This window comes from Bifidobacterium apis (genome assembly GCF_036986835.1).
Lineage (GTDB): Bacteria > Actinomycetota > Actinomycetes > Actinomycetales > Bifidobacteriaceae > Bombiscardovia > Bombiscardovia apis_A.
In genome coordinates, this window is sequence record NZ_BTXD01000002.1 from 344,720 (window position 1) to 365,269 (window position 20,550).

The window sequence follows — 20,550 nt, forward strand, 5'->3', positions numbered from 1 at the left end:
CTGGCGGCCTGATTGCAGGATTCAAGCGCCGAATCATGCCGGTGAGACTCCACTAGATGCCAGCCCACAAGACCAGCCACAACAACAATTACAACTACTGCCACCACCAACGGAACCAGCCACTTGGGGCGCCGCTTCCTCGACGCGGCTTTCTCATCTTCTGGCACGACCGTCGGCGGAGTCGAAGCCTCGTCTTTAACTAAATCAGACGAACTCTCCAAGTCCGTACTCCTCTCATCTCCCTGGTCCGCCATGAGGTAACCCTTCTTCCCACTTGCGCTGTCTACTTCCTTCTCCCAGCGTAACCGACCGCACAAAGCTAGAGTGTCCCCAAATACATAAGCAGCAGCTCCTACCACAAAGACCGTCGGCATAAAACAAAACGATCTTGACCATTGAGCGTTTAGCTCTCACATAATCCGTATATGTAGCTCCGGCGAAAAATGAGGGGATCTCTTTACGCATCCATTCTCCCAGGAATGGGAATCAGCTCACGTCCTTGACCTATGTGCTGGGAATACAACGCAAACTGCAGATGCCCCCCCCCACATACAATTTATTTCTGAATAACGATCACAGCGGCCAAGAGAGGCGGCCATAGCAGGCGCTTGAGCCCACCATGCCGGAGCCCGGGTGCAAAAACTAACCAGCCTACCTTCTGATCTTTCAGGACACTTATAGAGGTTTGCATCTCCTGTTATAAAGAGGACTCCATTACGGTCGCATACAAAACGCCAGCAAGATAGGAAGCCTGCTAAGCAACCTGTCTCGCTAGGAAATTCTCAATTTTCAATGAATCAGCCAATAGGGCAGAATTCCCCGGGATGACAGCGGCTCGGAGTTTTATGTTCTTCGAACCATTGGTGCCAATCGAAGCCTCCGTCATCTCCTTGTGGGACTGATGGAGTTGCAGGCGCCTGTGAGGATCCGCCACCTCGTTTGTTGGATGCTGGCTGGTGGGACATATTGCTTTCCCGCTTGTTGTTGGAGGTAGTTGCCCTGCGTTGAGTGGTACCTTGCCGTTGTGTCCGCTGCTGGGCCGCTTGGTCCGCGGCCTCCTGATCGGCCTGACTCTTGACCTGCATGGAGGAGTTCACCTGATCAATGGCCGCCTGCAAGGATCCAGCCGCATCATGGTAAGCCTTCGCCTCATCCCCCTTGACCTGTCCGGCCTGATCGATGGCCTGCTGCAGATTGTCGCGGGTCGCGTTGTCGGTCACCTTCCCGTCAGAATCGCCCAACAGCTTTGACGCTTCGTCCTTCTTCGCGTTCAAGGCCGTCTTAGCATCCTCCAGAGTCTTCGCATCCTTGGATTCGAGAACTGCCCTAGCCGACTTGGATACGGCCGCGTATTCACCGTCCAGCTTCCTTGCCCTGCCAGCCTCGGCATTCAGATCAACGGTGGACATGGGGGCCTTGCACGCTACAGTCGGCTGCTTGAGCCCGCCGACGGCCTTCGCGCTGCGGCTCATGTTCGCCACCGTCTTCGCATCCTTGACCTGGTCCCTCTTCACGCCGAATGCTTCACGGTAGCGGGCCATCCTGGCCGATCCGGTCTTCTCCTGCAGGGGCTTCACCGCCTGGTTGCAGGATTCGAGTGCCGCATCATGCCGACGGTTTTCAACCACGCGCCAGCCTACAAGACCTGCTATTACCGCCACCGCCACAATCACTATCACGACTACCGGAACCAACCACCTGGGGTGCGGTCTGTCAGACGGGGCACCCCCATCCTCCGATACAATTCTCGGCGGAGTCGAAGACTCACCCTCAATCGTGTCTGACACACCCCGCAAATTTGTAGTCCCCTCATCCCCGTGATCCACCATGACAAATCCCTTTTTCTTACTGAAACGAGCTACTGTCTTCCTCCAGCGTAACGGCCCGCACAAATCTAAAGTGGGCTCAAGCCCAAAAGCCAGCCATTCCCACCTACAAGACCCCGTCGGAGCAAATCAAAGATGACTCTTGGCCGATAAGTGTTCAATTCACACAAGGGTCGAAAATGTAGACCCCACCGTAGGCAAAACCGTGGTTTCCCATTCAATCGTTCTCTTTCTGTCTGCGAAGCTAGGCACATGTCATGCTCACAGCCCACACTGTCGATACAGCTCCGTATGCGATCTATTCCTCAAAGACAGCGATGGGCGTAGCCTTAAGCCCACCTATGCCGGAGCCCAGATGCAGAATTCGGCCGACCTAACGTCCAATCTTCCCAAAGCCATCGTTTAAGATTCCCCTACATCTGAATATGAGAAGCGACAGCCCGATGGCCTTTTACAAATAAGGCCGGCGAGATAGGAGACCTTCCAAGCAACCGGTCCCGCTGGCAAATTCTCAATCAATCAGCCAATGCCACACACACCAGCTGAATTACATGCTTGTCCATATGGCTTATGATTCTTTAATTCATCAATCCAGCTATTATCCTCACCGCCGCCTTGCGGAGCAGATGGAGCGGATCCGCCGCCTCCGCCGCCCCTGTTGCCGGAAGGCCGGTAGGCGGGCCGGCGGGATTGCGTGGAGCCTCTCCGCCCACTGTTGGAGGAAGCCTGACGGTGTCGGGTGGTGCCCTGCCGTTGCGCCTGCTGCTTCTGCGCCTGCTGCTGTGCGGCCTGCGCCGCCTGTGCTGCGGCCTGCTGGTCGGCCTGGCTCTTGGCCTGCACGGACGCGTTCACCCGGTCGATGGCCGCCTGCAGCGCATCCGCCGCATCCTGGTAGGCCTTCGCCTTATCCCCCTTGGCCTGGCCGGCCTGGCCGATGGCCTGGTTCAGGGCGTCACGGGTCGCGTTGTCGGCCACCCTCCCGTCGGAATCGGCCAGCAGCCTCGACGCCTCGCCCTTCTTCCCGTCCAGGGCCGCCTTCGCGTCCTCAAGGGCCTTCGCATCACGGGACGCGGTCACCGCCTTGGCAGCCTTGTCCACAGCCGCATAATCGCTGCCCAGCTTCTTAGCCTTGCTGACTGCAGTGTTCAGCTCACCGGTGGACATGGAGGCCTTGCACCGGATTGTCGGCTCCTTGATTCCTTCGGCGTCCTTCACGCTGCGCGCCATGGCCACCACGGTCTTCGCATCCTTGACCTCGTCTGCTTTCACACCTGATGCTTCACGGTAGCGGGCCATCTTTGCAGAGCTAGTCCTTTCCTGCAGGCTCTTGGCAGCCCGGTTGCAGGATTCCAGCGCCGAACCATGCCGGCGGTTCTCTACCACGCGCCAGCCCGCAAGACCAGCCACGACCACCACCACAACGGCGACAATCACCGCAACCAGCCACTTCCGATATCGCCTACCTGACGTGGTATCCTCATCTCCCGGCACGACCGTCGGCGGAGCCTTATCGACCTTGGCCTCTTCGTCTGCTTCCTCAACTTCTGATTCCTGATCCTTATCGCCCATAACCCTTTCTCCGATTCTCTTCGCCGAGCATCACACACAACGTACCAGGCTGAAAGATAACTACGAATTTATTATCACTCATGCAAAATCAAAAGAGGCCTCAAGCTATCACCAATAAAGATATGTATGCAACTATTGCGAGCCCATCCCCCGACAAGGTTTAAGTCTCGTGCCTGCATCGCAGATCCCCGTAATTGGTGATGTCGGAATGCGATTGTTTAAATTCCAAATTAATAGTCGGGTCCAATCACAGTTCGCACCTAGACATACAGATAGCGGTACCGAGAGAAGCCATATCCGGCAATTGACCTTGTTTTCCTATGTGAACATGAAAGCGTTGAAAAGCGTTGACCGACTCTCTGCCCCAAACCTCTATGGATGACAGTGCCCTCACTTTGCCAGTCAAACCAAGCTATATCAACAAAGGCAGAAAGTCTGAACAAGAAGACACAGGTTGTATGAGAAAGGTTAACTGTTCTCTTTTTAGCATTTCCCCTTCAATTGCTCTTACTGATGCATGAGAGACGACCGCAAACCTGTTCTGAACCTGATACACTCATATACCTTCCGGCAGTATTTTCACTCTCATTTAATCATCCACCTATCGAATTACACTAAATTTTGTATCGTCAGAGGATTCATAATCGGCTTCCTGATAAAATATTGAATATCAATGCATCAATGATTCACTGCACAGCAGCGCACGGAAGTTGTTTGCAGCCTTGACGAGACCACGAAGACTGTGCAGCAGAGGCAGACTCTGATGGGTGACAGAGTGGCATCGCCACAAATATGCGAGGTGGCAATGCGCGCCTGCCCAATCAATCACTGATCCTGAAAAGAGACAGAGGCTGAGGGAAAGAGGGTGTGTTTCATGGCGGACCATGATGGCGAGGGGGCTGCGGGTCTGGAGAGCATGCCCGCTCCGGTTGTGAGTGAGGTTTCTGCTCCTCCGGCGATTGTGCCCGAGGGTGGAGGAGCCCCTTCGAACGGGCGGCGCCCGAAGTGGATGGTGCCGGTGGTTGTCGCCGTGGTCGTGGTGGTGGTTGTTGCCGGTCTTGTGGGCTGGCGCGTGGTGGAATCCCGTCGGCATGGTGCGGCGTTGGACTCCTGCAGCCGGGCGGTGAAGACCCTGCAGGCCAAGACCGGTCCGGACCGGTTGGCCGGTTACCGCCAGGCGGCGGGCATAAAGTCCGACCAGGTCAAGGATGCGAAGACCGTGGTGGCCATGGCGCGCAGCGTGAAGGACGCCGAGGGGCTCAGGAAGCCGACGGTCCGGTGCAAGGCCGCCATGTCCACCGGGGATCTGAACGCGGCGGCCGGCCAGGCGAGAAAAATCGACGGCAGATATGCGGCTGTGGACAGGGCTGCCAAGGCGGTGACCGCGTCCCGTGATGCGAAGATCCTTGAGGACGCGAAGGCGGCCCTGGACGCGAAGAAGGAGGAGGCGGCGAGGCTGCTGGCCGATTCCGACGGGAAGGTTGCCGACAATGCGACCCGTGACGGCCTGCAGCAGGCCATCGACCAGGCCGGCCAAGCCAAGGGGGATCAAGCCAAGGCCTACCGGGATGCGGTAGGCGCCTTGCAGGCGGCCATCGACCGGGTGAACGCCTCCGTGCAGGCCAAGAGCCAGGCCGACCAGCAGGCCGCAGCCCAGGCAGCGCAGGCCGCACAGCAGCAGGCGCAGAAGCAGCCGGCGCAACGTCAGGGCACCACCCGACACCGTCAGACCTCCTCCAACAGTGGGCGGAGAGGCTCCACGCAATCCCGCCGGCCCGCCTACCGGCCGTCCGGCAACCGGGGCGGCGGAGGCGGCGGATCCGCTCCATCTACTCCGCAAGGCGGCGGTGAGGATAATAGCTGGATTGATGAATTAAAGAATCAAAAGCCGATTGGGAACCATGGTTGTAATTCGGCTGGCGTGTGTGTCCTTGGCTGATTGATTGAGAATTTGCCAGCGGGACCGGTTTCTTACCAGGTCTCCCATCCCGCTGGCGTTGTTTGTTGGCGACCATATTGGCCGTCCCCTTCATGATAGTGGAAGGGAAACATAAATGATGACTCCTGGAAAGATCGGACGATGGGCGGGCCGGCTGCTGCGCCTGCGCTCCAGCTTGGCCTGTAGATGCATATCCAGCCCCTGCCGTGAGTCGGAGATTGCCAGCCAAGATGTATCTGTGTCTAACATCGACAGGATTCTGAGGTAAGGACGGCTGGCTTAAGTACAGGAGTTCACTTTGGCACTGTGCGGTCGGTTACCCTGGGGGGGGGGGGGGCAACAGCAATCCGCGCGGATGGGAAGAGAGGATGCTCATGGCGGACCACGCTGATGAGGGGACCATGGACCTGCAAAGCGTGTCCGATCCGGTCGGGGGAGCCCCGTCGGGCGGGCGGCGTGCGAAGTGGCTGGTTCCGGCGGTTGTCGCCTTGGTGGTCGTGGTGGTGGTTGTTGCCGGCCTTGTGGGCTGGCGCGTGGTGGAATCCCGCCGGCATGATGCGGCGCTGGACTCCTGCAGCCGGACGGTGAAGGCCCTGCAGGACAAGACCGGTCCGGCCAGGATGGCCCGCTACCGTGAGGCGGCGGGCATAAAGTCCGACCAGGTCAAGGATGCGAGCACCGTGGTGGCCCTGGCGCGCAGCGTGAAGGACGCCGAAGGGATCAGGCAGCCGACAATCCGATGCAAGACTTCCATGCCCACCGACGGGCTGAACACGGAGGCCGGAAGGGCCGAGAAGCTTGACGGTGAATACGCGGCCGTGTCCAAAGCGGCGGATGCCGTGCTTGCCTCCCGGGATGCGAAGGCCCTGGAGGATGCGAAGACGTCGTTGGCCCAGGCGGTGAGTGCAGCCCAGGGCACGCTTGACTCCACGAACGGTAAGGTTGCCGACAACAAGACCCGCGAGACGTTGCAGCAGGCCATCGATATGGCGAACAAGGTGCTTGCCGGTAAGGACGTGAAGAATCCACAGAAGTATCGGGATGCTGAGACATCGTTGACTGCTCCAGTCAATAGCGTGAACGATAGTGTGGCCGCTAAGGCCGCTGCTGACGCGGCTGCCGCGCAGGCCGCTCAGTCGCAGTCTCAGCCTCAGTCAAAGTCCTCCTCGGGATCCTCGTCTTCCGGCTCTTCGGGATCCACTAAGCGCCGTTTGACCGGTGGCTCGTCAGGATCCGCTACCACTAATCGATCAGACAACAATTCTCATTTCGGCTCTGGCTCGAACCATTCCAATTCTGGCGGCTCCACCGGATCGGGTTCAGGGTTTGATCTGACTCCATCGAAGCCTATTCAAGGCTGTGTAGACGGTAACAGTGTGTGCCCGATAGGGTAATCAATTCTTATAACCAATAAACCAATAAAAAATGCGCCCCGCTATCGCGGTTCTATCTTGCCGGATGAGCGCGATAGTGGGGAGCCAGTTAGGGCAGCCCATAAGGGGCTGCCTTTTTAATGATAAGGGAAGAATACGAGAGAGTGGAAGAATGGAGCGACCATAGCGGCTGCTGTGGTTGCTGTGCTTTCTACGCTGTTTTCACCGCTTGCTGCGTATGCTGACGGAGGTGGTGGATTCGGTGGCGGCAGCATAGGCCTCGCAGCAGGCAGCCCAAAGGTCAGGATCTCCGCAACGAAAATCGGCGACCTCCAGCAACAGGCGGAAAGGCTACACACAATCCCGTCCAACCACCGGTCAACATGGCGGCGGAGGAGGCGGATCCGCCCCAACTACTCAACACAGCGGTGGATTCAATCTTCAGGACTACCCCAACCTGTGGAACCAATTGCAGCAAGGCCATGAGGGGCCGGCCATCGACAACCAGGGGGACTGTATCGCCGATTGTTATGCTTTACAGAGCCGGGTGGCTTGCTGGAATGGCTGATGCTAAAGACCCACTCCGCTCGGCCTGCACTGCAAGACCATCCCATCCATCTGTCGGTGCTCCATTTCGCTGGCACCCAACGCCAGCCTCGCCCTTTTGCTGCACTCGGCCAAATATCAGCGACCACATGGGACGACCATGGAAATAGAAGGCAAGTGAGTCGACGTGTTCAGTACCATCTCGCTGCCCCTTTGCCTATCTCTATGACATCTTGCAGCAGACCTTCAGGCTTGAGACGAACTATCGCCGTTGGAGTTTCGTCTCAAGAAAATCTTGGTGCAGTCCCATCTGGACGTATCAAGATAGCCCAGACCGAAAGTCTGCTCATGGGGACTCACACCTAAATCAGCACCCTGAACGTCGCTCGTTCGCTGCTGCATACTGTTGGGCTGCCTGGCGTATAACGGCAGAAAGAGTCGGCATTTGCCTAGTAAGCTTTGGCACGAAAGCATACCGAGTCGCTGCACTTTGTATCGGTATTTGCCACTACCTCGATAAATTGCTGACGCGGAAACCAGGTTTGATCAAGTAATCAACTATGGCCAACTAGCATAAGATCAACTGCAATCAGAACGTGTGCACTAGCACACGAATAGAAAACCTGGGTGATACGTCAACCATGACCTGTATTACTGCCAACACCGCATACTTAACACATCGACGAACCCAAATCGTCCGTTATGAATCTCTCAGTGGCCGTCCTACATAGTGCTACATGGTCCCATAGCTATCGGTTTTACCTGCTGAACTCCTGACATGCATAACACTGTTTTGAGTTTGCTCTCTTCGCCGTTGCATTGATGACCATATCTATTTTCCTGGTATTCCTTCTGTTTCACATACCAAATCCGTAATGAACTCCCAGGGAACGAAAGGTCGGCCACGAATGAAAACCGACGGACACTATTAAACAGTCAGAAAGTAAACAGCAGTTTCTCATGGAGGAATCCAGAGTAAGGCAAATTTAAAATCAAGGTCCTTAATATTCGGGCCACATTGACATTAGACTAATTCAGATATGTCTTTATATCACAACCTGAACACTTACTAATAGTTTCTAGGTCTGCCTGGGCATGCTTATGATTTGTATATGGATCCTGGGATTACAGACAAGATTGAGCGTGCCGCACATGCACATACCGTGCGTCTACTAAAAAATCCAGAAGACTATGACGAGTCCAGTAATGAGTGTAGTCAAGCCTTCAAGCGGATAGCTCCACTCTATGTTGGTCTGCCTCCACAAACCACTCGATTCTTCTGTACGGCGCAAGCCCTGCTTGCGGTGACGGCATTGCATTTCAATGACAGAATCGGCCGCCGACTGAGGGCTGGAGACAGTCGCGTCCTGATAACTTTACATAATGTGCTGAAAAGCTTCACTCAAGTCATTGAGGTAGAAACTGGATGCACGCTACTGATCAAGCCAGTATGTCTTAAAAAGCAAATTGAATACGATCAAAAATTTCTACAACAAACCTACGGAAGTGACATCCCAGAGGGTACGCCGGAATTCAACTTATATTTATTGCGAAATTCACCTGTATTCTTATTGGATCCGCCGTTGCATATCCCCAATCAAATTGCAAAAGGCAGCCTGACAACAAACCCGCGTCTTATGGATCATAAAATGACAAGTCAGAAGAAGCTCTATAACGTGTTTATCAGCTCTACCTTTGAGGACATGGCAGACATCCGAAAGGCTGTACTAGAACAACTACAGTACACTGAGGACTACAACCCAATCGGCATGGAACAGTTCACAGCCATAGATGAGAGCCAACTCGATTACATTCGGGACAAGATGGAGGTCACCGACCTTTATGTACTTATCTTAGGCGGCCGATACGGCAGCCTTATCCCTGGCGAAAACATAAGCTACACCCATAAAGAATACAGGATGGCTCAAGCGATGCCCAACATCAAGGTGCTGGCCTTCGTATGCAAGGATCCAGAGGACCTTCCGTACAAGAGCTACGAGCAGGATCCTGACAAACAAAAGCAACTTTTTACTTTTCGAAATGAGGCCACAAACGGCAGACTTGCTCAATTTTGGAACGCCAGCGACAGCCCCAAAGACATCGCTTATATGATCTACAAAGCCCTGAATCAGCAGGACAAGAGTAATCTACAGGGCTGGGTCAGAGGACAAGAGCCGAAGAATGCTCAGAATCAAACCCTCAGAGATGCGGAGCTCGACCTCTTGGAAGCAACAACTACGATAACCGGCTCTGGGAAAGCACTTATTCCGGAATACGGGAATAGTAGCTTCGTCTTCCTGAAGTTCACGGGAAAGGTCGGTGTTCCCAAGCTATTGCAGATGTTGCAGCCCTCCATACAGACCCCTATCAGCACGGATCAGGCAAAGCTGGATCTTGATCTGGACATAAGCTCGCATATCAACGCCAAAGACTTCCATATGGAACGCTGGTGTTGGAGGGACTTGCTAACGCTCCTGACAACTCACAAGCTAGTGCAAACCACACCAGCTGAAAGCGGCAGTGCAGGAACAATTGTTATTACAGATGTCGGCACTGAAATCATTTGCCGTCATCCTGAAAAGACCGTAGACCTTGCGGTGGGCCCTGAGACTCTCGAGGGAGAAGAGTACCTATAAAAGGGTTCGTCGAAAATGAGCACAAAGACTTCACGTAATTTTCCATTTTAGAATTCCAGACAAACCATCAGTGTGTTAATCAGCACTCTGATCGACATTGAGTCGAGCACAAACCTGCGTTATTTTAAAGGTTACCGAATAGAGAGCAGGTGGACCTGTTTCTGCTTAAATACATCCTCTTTAGGAGCAAGGCGTTGGTTGAATATCTGCAGTATATAGCCGGAAACAGGCAGAGCAATGAACATAGAGCAGATATTCGAACTATGAATACCTGCTTCGCCACTATCCTCTAACAATATCCAGAAGACTATTAAGAGTATTACACCCAAAATGGGGTAAACGGCAGTCTGAATCCACCAACTATCCCATGACCGCCCAACTCGACCATGAATGACATCATAAAAACAGAAAAACAAGGCAGCTATTTCAGCCAAATCCATAAAAGTAAAACATACAAAAGGTGCCAGTTCATTCAGCACAGCGGTAGATTCCTTTCGATGATTCAATTTTACTAGCTTGCCAGCAGATAGGTTAACAAAATACATCACAGAATTTGTTAGACAAAAAACGTAGACGTTGTGGACAAAAATGGACATCTCTACAGTCAGATCCATAGGCGTTATGACGGTAAGAAAAAGACAAACCAGAAGATGCAGCGATAAAAGATCGGTTATAGCGATCATGAGACAGTAACTCAGCTGCGGAGCCAAGCTAGCTTGCAAGATAAACATAAAGACGAGCAAAATACTTGCCAGAATGGCGATCACAATATTGTTGATAAGGATTATCGTCCCTGCTTTCTCCGGTCGACTTTTCCCTTATAATTTCACGCTATCCCTAAATCGATCAAGCACTTGTTGTTGTTCGCTCGATACGATCGTCCTGCGTACTCCCCATTTTCGCGCAGCCCTTCTTCGAGCTTTTCTACTTCGCACTATCCTTCTATCCATACACTTACGATACGTTGATCAATTATTTGTAAATAGACGAAGCCTCTTGATGGACGGATATTGTTCAGGAGTCAGATTGCACATGAAATGGCGATTCAAAGGCCGCCGGACGCGGCAGATCGGCAGGCACGGACACAGCTAAACGCGGATACACATTGAACGCCACCACACGCAATCAATCCTTGTATCCACTTCAACCAGGGCAGCGCCAAGGGTTCCAAGCAAATAACACCCAAGACTTTTCCTAGGATCCCTCAGCAAAAAACTACGCGTAAGCGGGTGACTGCCGTAACCAATTAGGTATCAAAAGCACGAAGGATACATCAGTGCCTGAACAGGTGCGAGAAACTCCAGCCAACGGTTCACAACAGCCATTATCAACATAGGGGGCTCTCAATCTGGACCTGGAATGACAACCAGTACGGGCAAACTCTGGATCGAGAATGCGGCAAACAGCCTGATGTCTGCCCAAGTAACATTCGATACGACACCTGTGGCTCTCTGGTGTCAAGTTCGGCGGCATATCTGGCACCAGCCTTTACCGAAACACCGACGGTACCTAGAGCATCACCGACCCGCCCCACGAAGCAGGACATGTCGGCATGGCCATGGACTGAACCATAAACCGAGCCTTACAGACGACCGTCCTGATGGGATACATCTATGAGGGCACCTAGGTTATAGGCATCTACTTCAACTTCCCATGACGGAAACGGCGCTCCTTGAAAAGGAGCAGATTAATACTGTGTTCTCAACTAAAACGGCTTGGGCTCTATGCAACTACTCGGCATAAACGGAGATGCGTTCACCGACATGTTTGCCCGATTCGGCCTCATCCACCACAGCAATTGCATAATCGGCATAGCTGATGAAACTCTCTCCCTTAGAATTTGTAGTCAGTTCTTCACCTGCCAACCCGTATGAACCTGTGCGCTTTCCATCGGCTTGGAAATCAGCGGCAGGGCTGATGTAGGTCCACTTAACCTCGGAACGGCTACGCAGGCCCTCAAGCGCCTTGCTGTGGGCAGCGGACACCGGCTTGTAGTCATCTAAAAAATCAGGGGTGTCTTTAAGTGCCAAAGTGTGCTCCTTATTAACAAACAAGCTTCCGGCACCCCCTACCACAATCAATCTGATGCCAGTTCCTGACAATATGTCAGCAAGATGCTTGGCTGCATCCGGAATGACATGCAGAGTCTCCGGTGTCCATGTGCCGACGGCATCCACAGTTACGTCGAAGTCAGCCAAATCTGCTGTGGTCAAATCGAATAGATCCTTAACTATGGCGTGTGGAGCTGCCGACTTATTTTCACCTCGTACGACAGCGGTTACCTCGTCTCCACGCGACAAGGCTTCCTTGGCAACAAGTTGGCCTTCTTTACCATTTGCCGCGATTACTGCAATCTTCATAATGGTTCCCTCCATATTCGTTACGGACTCGTTCTGTTTTCTGCTGTCATGATGTACCTTATTGCCATACTGAATAAAATAGAAGTAGGCATAAATATGTTCTATAGTTACTTGTTGGGAACTTTTGCTGATTTCCCTGCATTCTTTAGATTGGAGCTTAGATGGAGCGCGAGTTACCGACGTGTCCCGTGGAGACCACTTTGCTGATGATCTCCGATAAGTGGAAGGCACTGATCCTGCGCGATTTGTTGAACGGAACCATGCGATTTGGCGAACTGCGCCGTTCCGTTGGCAATGTCTCGCAGAAGGTACTGACCTCGAACCTGCGCCAAATGGAGCGTGATGGCCTTGTGCACCGCAAAGTATATGCGGAGGTACCTCCTCGGGTGGAATATTCCTTGACCGAAACAGGCAAGAGCCTGAGACCGGTCATCAACGCTATGCGAGATTGGGGCGTTAGTTATCAAGCAAGCCATAGCAATCAGGAGCATCCTGCATCTTGAGTCGCAATAGTTCAAACCAGCAATTCAAAAAAAGCAGCTCGCAAACGGCTGACCGGCAAAGCACTCCTGACCACCAACACGAACAGCATCCGAGGTAACGCCAAAGTAGCTCATAGTCTGCAGACAGATCGTCAAAGAACTGCTTCACCTTTGCCGCTACTGGAGCTCACTCTCGATAGCATCAGCTGGGCAACCATGCTCCAGCCCAATTAGCTTTATACATACAAGGACAACCGGCCATGTATGGGCAGCATCAGAATCCTTCTTCAGCTCTCCTCAGGGCTTTTCTCCGTGACCGTTGCAACAGTCCGAAGCTACATCAAGTAAACAGCCAGACCAATAGGATGGCTCTATAATCACTAACAACTTGAAGTCACGCATTCATCTACACGGTTAGAAGAAAAAAGACGGTCATGCACCATATGATTGACGACAGTTTTCCATGTTTTATTTTCACTTTGCTTTCACATATATGGTAAAATTATATGAGTGGCCAAAGTTGTCTTCGGCGCGTGACTCGTCGGATGTTGGGGATTCTTGACAATATGGCTGCGATTCCTGGGGAAGGGGATCACACTATGCCTCGTCAGCACTCTGATATACCTATATCCGCTCGACCGGCTTTGTTGGTCAGCCTCCTGCTGGCCATCATCCTGCCCGCAAGCCTCCTGGTCTGCACCTATGCCACAGCAGACAGCGCCACAACCGAATCCAGCGCGGCCCACGCGGTCGCGCCGACTACACCTGGAATTAGCGGGGAGGAGGGGGGTCGTGAAGCTGAACAAAAGTCCAGCAATCCTCCTGACATCACCACCCAGCCAACTGAAACAGCAAACATTCCAACAGCAACCGCTCCTACTTCGCCATCTCCCCTGGCCACACCCTCCCCTCTGAATCCCACACAGCCGACCCCATCCATTTCCCCCACGCCGGACAAGACCAGCACTCCCGACGAGAAAGACAGCGCCGAGCTGCAGGCGCGCGCCTCCACATCGCACACCGTCACCTTCAGCAATCCCCAAGGCACCGACACAACACAAACCATAGCTGACGGAGAGCGTGTGAAACGTCCAGCGGATCCAACCCGAGACGGCTACCTGTTCGACGGCTGGTTCATCGGTTCAACACCCGTCGCCTACGATTTCAACCAGCCCGTCATCAACGATATGAATCTCACCGCCCACTGGACCAAGGCGGATGCCTGGAGCATGAGCCCTGTGCAGGGGCCGGTCGCCGGCGGCACGAAAGTCACCCTGACCCCGCCCGGACCCCGAGGAATACGCTTCAGCCAGGTCAGCGCTGGAAGGGGGCACATTCTTGCAGTCGCCTCGGACGGCAACCTCTACGCCTGGGGAAGCAATGATCATGGCCAACTCGGCGACGGGACCACCACTGAACGTCATGAGCCGGTCCCGGTGAAGAAACCCCAGGGCGTATCCCAGGATTTTACCTGGGTCCAGGCCTCAGCCGGATACTTGTTCTCCGTCGGTCTGGGATCAGATGGCAAGCTCTACAGCTGGGGCGACAATACCTATGGCCAGTTGGGGAACAACACTACAACCCCGCATTACACCCCCGAACCTGTTAACTTGCCACAAAATGCCCCATCCGGGTTCACATGGAAGCAGGAAGCGGTAGGTAGCCTGCATGCTCTTGGCCTAGGATCTGACGGCAAACTCTACAGCTGGGGCAGCAACGATCATAGCCAACTGGGGGACGGCACTGCCACTGAACGGCATACCCCCGTCCAGGTGAAGATGCCGAAAGGAGTGCTCTCCGGATTCATATGGAAGCAGATGAGCGGATGGGGATGGCACTCTCTGGCCTTGGGATCGGATAACTGGCTCTACGGCTGGGGCGCAAATACCCGTGGTGAAGTGGGTACAGGATCAATCACCGATAATAAGATCACGCCCGTACGAATCGCCTGGCCACAAGGGGCCCCCTCCGGATTGACCTGGGGACAATTCCAAATGGGGGACTACTACTCGCAAGCCATCGGATCCGACGGCAACATATATACATGGGGTTATGGCGGAAACGGCAACGTTGGCAATGGGTCCACCGTTGACGTGTACGGGCCAACTCAAGCACATAAACCCAATGGAGTGCTACCTAATTTCTCTTGGAAACAAGTAAGTCTCCTCTCTGTTGCATCACTGGCCATTGGCTCAGACGGGAACCTCTACTCCTGGGGTGCCAATAACAATGGCCAGCTGGGCGACAACACCACTACCCAGCGAAACACCCCTGTCCGGGTTGCTGCGCCGCAGAACGCGCCAACCGGACTGACCTGGGTTCAGGCAAGCGCCGGTTGGGACAACAACTCCTTCGGCTTGGCCTCGGACGGCAACCTGTACTCCTGGGGTAAAAACGCCAACGGCCAGCTGGGCGACAACACCACCAACGATCGGCATATCCCCGGCCGGGTGAACCTGCCCGGTACCACCACAGTCACTGCGGTCAGCTTCGGCGGGACGGCAGGTACGAACATAACCAAGAACGCGAATGGTACATGGAACGTCACCACACCCGCGCATGTGCGGGGAAAAGTGGACACAACCGTCTCATGGACTCTCAACGGCCAGCAGCCGGACGCCCACCTGGCCTACAGATACCTGGACTCCTACACCGTCACCTTCACCAGCACGGACGGCTCCTACCCGACACCCTCCGGCATGCCCCAAAACCAGACCGTCACCGAAGGCAAACAGGCCAAACGCCCCTTCCCCAATCCGAAAGCGGATGGCTGCCTGTTCGACGGCTGGTTCATCAAGGACACCAGCAACGACTCCTGGATCGCCTACGACTTCAGCCAGCCGGTCACCGGCAACATCACCCTGGCCGCCCACTGGACCAAAATGGACACCCACTGGGCCCTGAACCCCGACAAGGGCAACGTGCTCGGCGGCCAGCATGTGACCATCACCCCGCCCACCATCAACCGGGGCATCCGCTTCAACCAGGCCAGCGCCGGAGGCTCCTTCTCCATAGGCGTCGCCAGCGACGGAAACGCCTACGCATGGGGCAACAACAAGTACGGGCAGCTTGCTCAGAAACCGGCTGATGCCGCCACGCAGAAAACTCCCGTCAGAATCCCCATGCCCGACGGCGCGGATTCCAGCTTTACCTACACTCAGGTTGCAGCCGGCGACTCGCACGTCCTGGCCATCGGATCCAACGGCATCCTCTACAGCTGGGGACGCAACGATCACGGGCAATTGGGCGACGGCACCACCACAGACCGGTACAAGCCCCAGCCCGTCAAGGACACCAGCGGCCAGCCATTCAAAGCCGTACAGGTCAGCGCCGGCGTCGCCGACTCAGCCGCCATCGACTCCGAAAGCCGCGTCTACACCTGGGGCAGCGAGAGCACCGGCAAGGGACAGAGGCCCGCATACAGCGCAGCCAGGAAGAACCCGACTCCAGCCGCCGACCCGGGCAATCCTGAACAGACCTTGCATGCGGTCCAGGTCAGCCTCAACTGGAGCTTCGTCATGGCCCTGGATGCTGATGGCAACGTGTACACCTGGGGATACAACACGAACGGCCAGCTCGGCAACGGCACCAGCGACAGCACCAATTACTCATCCAATCCGGCCCGACTGCCCAATCAGTCCTTCCAAGCCACCCAAATCAGCGCAGGAAGCTGGAACGCCCTGGCCATCGATGCGGACGGGAACACCTGGACCTGGGGATACAACGGGTACGGCCAGCTGGGCGACGGCAGCACCAGCGACAAATACAAGCCACAAACCGTGCAGAACCCTGCTAATCCTAGCCAAAGCCTCAAAGCCGACCAGATCAGCGCGGGCGTGAACCACTCCCTTGCCGTCGGCCGGGACGGCAGCCTCTGGGCATGGGGATGGAACAGCAACGGCCAGCTTGGCATCGGCAGCACCGTCAATCAGAACAAGCCTGCGACCCTCAAGGACCCCGCAAACAAGGCCCAAACCTTCAAAGCCGTTCGAAGCAGCGCCGGACAGCTCCATTCACTGGCCATCAGGCAGGACGGCAACCTCTGGGCCTGGGGAGACAACCAATACGGGCAGTTGGGCAGCAACCGAACGACAGCCAAAAGCACAACCCCCCTGGCGGTTGCCTTCGATCCGACGCCTTTGGTTCTTACTGGTGTCAAGTTCGGCGGCATCGCCGGGACCAGCCTGTACCGGAACACGGACGGCACCTGGAGCATCACCAACCCGCCCCACGACGCAGGACCCGTCGACGTGGCCGTCGACTGGACCATAGACCAAGCCGCACAGACGACCGCCCACCTGGGCTACACCTACGAGGGCATCCTGCCCAGGGCCGGCAGCACCGGCCTTCTGGTCCTGCTCGCCGCAGGACTGCTCGCCGCCGCAGGCGCCACGGCAGCAGCCTCCCATCAGCGAGAAACCAGCAGACGGCGCCACTGAGCTCTTTGCCCGAGTAAGCGGGGTGGCCCCGCAAACCCCAAGATTGCGGGGCCACCCCATTTCCTTATCCTGCTGCTTTGCTCTCCAGCTGGAGCTTCCTCGCAAGCAGGGCCATCATTCTTCTGTCCTTCTGTCATAGGCCAGCTACTGTATACGCCAGCTATTGCCATCGCCCACCAGGTCCCTGAAGGCTGGCATCTGCGGAATCGCTAAGCCAGGATAACGGCCAACCGGAGGCACAGCAGCAGGGACAGGATCGTGTCCCGCTCACGCTTGAAATCCCCCGAGTCTTCTTCATTGAAGAGCAATTATCGGATTCCCAACACTGCTAAGGAAAAGCATAGTTCTTCCAGGCGGTCCGAGGCGTATATCCCCGCCTCGCCACGCCAGAATCCCGCTGCCTTCGAAAAGCATGATGAAACTTGGTTGTTAACGATGTTATTATAGTTAACGTTGTTAAACTACAATAGTCAGGAGGTATACCTTGCAACCCGCAAAAAACGATTCGGGGGAATATGCCCTGTCCTGTTGCCAGGTGCGTAAATCATTCGGGAGCAGGCAGGTGCTCAAGGGTGTGGATCTTCAGGTCAGGCGCGGCAGCATCTTGGGTCTGCTGGGTAGGAATGGAGCAGGCAAGTCAACCCTGATCTCGGCATTGACCGGGCTGGGCGAGCCGGACTCAGGCCACATCTCAGTAGAGGGGCGCAACCCCTATCGAACCCCCTCGCGCATCTTCGGCCGGGTCATCGGACTTGCTCCCCAGGACCTGGGCATCTATCCCCATCTCAGCGTCCGAGACAACCTACGTGGCATGGTCGGCCTGCAAGGGCTGAACACCAAGCAGGGCAGCAGAAGGGCCGACGAGCTGATGGAGCTCATGGGGCTGGGTTCCCAGTCAGGAACAGCAGCCGAGAATCTATCGGGAGGACAGAAACGACGCCTTCACACCGCCATGGCCATGGTCCACAATCCCCCGGTGCTCTTCCTGGACGAGCCCACTGTTGGAGCGGATGTGGAGGCTCGCTCCAGAATACTGGACATGGTCAAGGCCATGAGCCGACAGGGCACCACCATCATCTACACCACCCACTACCTCAAAGAAATGGAAGAGATGGGCGCGGACCTGGCCTTCCTGATCGACGGGCGGATCCAGGTCCGGGGCTCCCTGCAGGAGGTACTCCATAAATATGCCCGGGCATCCCTGCGTATCTCATTCGTCGGCCCTGCCCCAGGCCAGGTCCCGGGATGGCGGACGGCAGACGGCTTCCTGGAGCCCGATCACCCGGTGTCCAGTCCAGAGCAGGAGTTGGCCCGCCTCTTGCAGGAGCCGGCCATGAAAAGTGCCCGTCTGGCATCAATCACCATCGTCCAGCCTGACATCGAGTCGGCCTACATGACCGTCATGGGCACATCCTCAAGCGACCCTGCCGGGTCACGAGCATGGGAAGACAGGTGAACGCCGTGCATTTCAACGGATATTTAGCGACATTCCGCCTCAATTTCAAAATCGAGCTGCGAAGCATCTGGCTGCAGGCGGTCATCGTGGCCATTCCACTGATCATCATCCCCTTCATGCTGCCCTCCTACCGGGACTCGCTGAGAGCCCAAGGGCATCTGGGCGCCAACGGATCCGAGCAGGCGCTTCCTGGGTTCGCCATTCTTTTCGCCATGTTTTCCTTGCAGCTGGTCCTCCAACTCTTCTTTCAGGAGCATGAATGGCACACCTGGGACAGGATGCGGGTGTCGGCGGTCTCCCTCTTCGACCTGGTCATGGCCAAACTGAGCGTGTCCTTCATAGTGCAGGTGGTCCAGGTCTCTCTAGTCATGCTGATCGGGACGGCGCTCTACCACTACCGGCCCAATGGATCAGTCCTGGCCCTGGCCGCGGTCTGCCTGGTCATTTCGATTGTGCTGACCCTCTTCGGCCTGTTGCTCTACATCTTCTCGTCCTCGCAAAACATGGCCATGTCCTTCAACAACATTCTTGGCATGCTCCTGGCTGGCATGGGCGGAGCCCTCAGCCCTGTCTCCGGATTCCCGGACTGGGCACAGAAGCTGGCCAAGGGCAGTCCCGTCTACTGGGCCATGGATGCCGTAGGAAAAATCAATTTCGACCGTGCCGGAATGGCGGATGTATGGCCTGACCTGCGTATCCTGCTGGCCTTCCTGCTCGCCCTGGCTCTCCTGGCAACGGTACTATTCAAGAGAGGAGTACAGCGGAAGGAGTGAGGAAGCATGGCTGACCCACCCAAGGCACCCGTCAAGACGACGCTCAACCGAGACTACATTCTGCGCTCTGCCCTATATTTCGTCGACGAGCACGGACTGGAGGCCCTGAACATCCGCGCCTTGGGCAAGCAAATGGGGGTGTCAGGACCAGCCATCTACCGCCATGTACCCAGCAAGGCCGCCCTGCTTGATGGAATCGTCGAGCTCATCTGGCAGTCAGCCACCGACCTGAACTCCATACCCCAGGACATGGGATGGCGGCAAGCGCTTGAAGATGTCATGCTTCAGGTTCACCGGACGCTGCTTTCGCATCCCCGGGCGCTCCCGCTCATGGCCACGCATCCCATCAACACCGACCAGTCCTTCCACATGGTCAGCACCTGGTTGAACCAGCTGACCGCCCATGGGCTCAAGGTCGATTCCGACACCATCCACCTGCTCAACAGCCTGGCCGGACTGACCCTGGGCAGTGCCATCGCCCAGGCCTCTCCCCCTGTCGGCGGTGCGGGCGGCCAGACCAATACGGATCTGGCCAAAAGACTGGCCGAGGATACCCAAGGATTCGATGACCTGAAAACACTCTTCGCCTCTAAGGACAATGGAATCAGTGCCCTTATGGAGACCAGCTACCGCAAGGGCCTGCACGCCCTCATCGCCGGATGGCCTGCCTGATCAGTGGCCAATGGATCGTTCCCTGCCACGTACCCATAACACGCACTCATAAACTTCATGTTCTACTCAGAATTACTTCCCCGACATTCCACCTGAGAGAACCTTATCGGCACGTAGTATAGTTGAAAGACGCAAGGCTTCCTGCTTGTACCCTCGCACAGAGGGATGGGGATATACGCTACGTCATGGAAGCCTCCAAGGGTATTTCAACCGGTAGGGGCCGGTGGGTCAGCCTTTGGGGAAGGGGATTATGCTTAATAGGTGTCAGCATCAGCACATGTCGATCAGACCAGCCGCGGCCGTCAGTCTTCTGCTATCTTTCGTCCTGCCTCTAGGCCTCCTCGCCGGCACCAGCGCCGATGCCAGCACCACCGCCAGCGAGCCTGCTGTGGCCGGCGCGAGCGCGCCAGCCATAGCAGGAGGCACCGGGGGGGGGGGGTCGTCAGACCCCTCGCGTAGCTAAGCAAAATTCCGGCATT

General features: G+C 55.7%; 13 protein-coding genes. 9 read left to right on the forward strand and 4 right to left on the reverse strand.

The genetic code is table 11. The annotated features are described in order from the left end of the window. Positions 1–797: 797 nt before the first annotated feature. Complete coding sequence (locus AACP62_RS05295) at positions 798–1,661, reverse strand: hypothetical protein (RefSeq protein ID WP_198206029.1); 864 nt, start codon at positions 1,659–1,661, stop codon at positions 798–800. A 684-nt stretch (positions 1,662–2,345) separates the two neighbouring features. Continuing rightward, positions 2,346–3,395 carry a hypothetical protein gene (locus AACP62_RS05300; RefSeq protein WP_339346867.1) on the reverse strand — a complete coding sequence of 350 codons (1,050 nt, stop codon included), beginning with the start codon at positions 3,393–3,395 and terminating at the stop codon, positions 2,346–2,348. Positions 3,396–4,269: 874 nt separating this feature from the next. On the opposite strand from AACP62_RS05300, the gene AACP62_RS05305 reads away from it, so the two are divergent. The 3 genes from AACP62_RS05305 (at position 4,270) to AACP62_RS05315 (ending at position 9,889) form a co-directional block, all read left to right on the forward strand. Continuing rightward, positions 4,270–5,334 carry a hypothetical protein gene (locus tag AACP62_RS05305; RefSeq protein WP_339346869.1) on the forward strand — a complete coding sequence of 355 codons (1,065 nt, stop codon included), beginning with the start codon at positions 4,270–4,272 and terminating at the stop codon, positions 5,332–5,334. 374 nt (positions 5,335–5,708) lie between these two features. Further along, complete coding sequence (locus AACP62_RS05310; protein ID WP_198206032.1) at positions 5,709–6,728, forward strand: FIVAR domain-containing protein; 1,020 nt, start codon at positions 5,709–5,711, stop codon at positions 6,726–6,728. 1,637 nt (positions 6,729–8,365) lie between these two features. After that, entirely contained in the window at positions 8,366–9,889 is a 1,524-nt protein-coding gene (locus AACP62_RS05315; RefSeq protein WP_339346870.1) for a DUF4062 domain-containing protein, read from the forward strand. Between the two features lie 131 nt (positions 9,890–10,020). On the opposite strand, the gene AACP62_RS05320 is transcribed toward AACP62_RS05315, so the two are convergent. Both AACP62_RS05320 and AACP62_RS05325 read right to left on the reverse strand, forming a co-directional pair. Further along, the gene (locus tag AACP62_RS05320; RefSeq protein WP_339346872.1) at positions 10,021–10,656 is read right to left on the reverse strand and encodes a hypothetical protein; all 636 of its coding nucleotides are present in this window, start codon (positions 10,654–10,656) and stop codon (positions 10,021–10,023) included. Between the two features lie 963 nt (positions 10,657–11,619). Then, positions 11,620–12,249, reverse strand: a complete 630-nt coding sequence (locus tag AACP62_RS05325; protein WP_339346873.1) for an NAD(P)-dependent oxidoreductase — start codon at positions 12,247–12,249, stop codon at positions 11,620–11,622. A gap of 161 nt (positions 12,250–12,410) precedes the next feature. Here AACP62_RS05325 and AACP62_RS05330 point away from each other — a divergent pair, with 161 nt between their 5' ends. The 6 genes from AACP62_RS05330 to AACP62_RS05355 all read left to right on the forward strand — a co-directional run bounded on the left by AACP62_RS05330 (position 12,411) and on the right by AACP62_RS05355 (position 20,534). Beyond that, positions 12,411–12,752 carry a winged helix-turn-helix transcriptional regulator gene (locus AACP62_RS05330; protein WP_339346875.1) on the forward strand — a complete coding sequence of 114 codons (342 nt, stop codon included), beginning with the start codon at positions 12,411–12,413 and terminating at the stop codon, positions 12,750–12,752. 578 nt (positions 12,753–13,330) lie between these two features. After that, positions 13,331–17,170, forward strand: a complete 3,840-nt coding sequence (locus tag AACP62_RS05335; RefSeq protein ID WP_339346877.1) for an RCC1 domain-containing protein — start codon at positions 13,331–13,333, stop codon at positions 17,168–17,170. Positions 17,171–17,705: 535 nt separating this feature from the next. Beyond that, positions 17,706–18,626, forward strand: a complete 921-nt coding sequence (locus AACP62_RS05340) for an ABC transporter ATP-binding protein (protein ID WP_339346878.1) — start codon at positions 17,706–17,708, stop codon at positions 18,624–18,626. Further along, positions 18,623–19,399, forward strand: a complete 777-nt coding sequence (locus AACP62_RS05345) for an ABC transporter permease (RefSeq protein ID WP_339346879.1) — start codon at positions 18,623–18,625, stop codon at positions 19,397–19,399. The genes AACP62_RS05340 and AACP62_RS05345 overlap by 4 nt, the downstream gene beginning before the upstream one ends. Before the next feature lie 6 nt (positions 19,400–19,405). Then, complete coding sequence (locus tag AACP62_RS05350) at positions 19,406–20,071, forward strand: TetR/AcrR family transcriptional regulator (RefSeq protein ID WP_339346880.1); 666 nt, start codon at positions 19,406–19,408, stop codon at positions 20,069–20,071. Positions 20,072–20,348: 277 nt separating this feature from the next. Then, the gene (locus AACP62_RS05355; RefSeq protein WP_198217760.1) at positions 20,349–20,534 is read left to right on the forward strand and encodes a hypothetical protein; all 186 of its coding nucleotides are present in this window, start codon (positions 20,349–20,351) and stop codon (positions 20,532–20,534) included. Positions 20,535–20,550: the final 16 nt, after the last annotated feature.

Bases quoted from the DNA above. Each gene is read 5' to 3' on its own strand.
- AACP62_RS05300 (WP_339346867.1), bottom strand. From the start codon at position 3,395: ATGGGCGATAAGGATCAGGAATCAGAAGTTGAGGAAGCAGACGAAGAG.
- AACP62_RS05305 (WP_339346869.1), top strand. From the start codon at position 4,270: ATGGCGGACCATGATGGCGAGGGGGCTGCGGGTCTGGAGAGCATGCCC.
- AACP62_RS05310 (WP_198206032.1), top strand. From the start codon at position 5,709: ATGGCGGACCACGCTGATGAGGGGACCATGGACCTGCAAAGCGTGTCC.
- AACP62_RS05315 (WP_339346870.1), top strand. From the start codon at position 8,366: ATGGATCCTGGGATTACAGACAAGATTGAGCGTGCCGCACATGCACAT.
- AACP62_RS05325 (WP_339346873.1), bottom strand. From the start codon at position 12,249: ATGAAGATTGCAGTAATCGCGGCAAATGGTAAAGAAGGCCAACTTGTT.
- AACP62_RS05330 (WP_339346875.1), top strand. From the start codon at position 12,411: ATGGAGCGCGAGTTACCGACGTGTCCCGTGGAGACCACTTTGCTGATG.
- AACP62_RS05335 (WP_339346877.1), top strand. From the start codon at position 13,331: ATGCCTCGTCAGCACTCTGATATACCTATATCCGCTCGACCGGCTTTG.
- AACP62_RS05350 (WP_339346880.1), top strand. From the start codon at position 19,406: ATGGCTGACCCACCCAAGGCACCCGTCAAGACGACGCTCAACCGAGAC.
- AACP62_RS05355 (WP_198217760.1), top strand. From the start codon at position 20,349: ATGTCGATCAGACCAGCCGCGGCCGTCAGTCTTCTGCTATCTTTCGTC.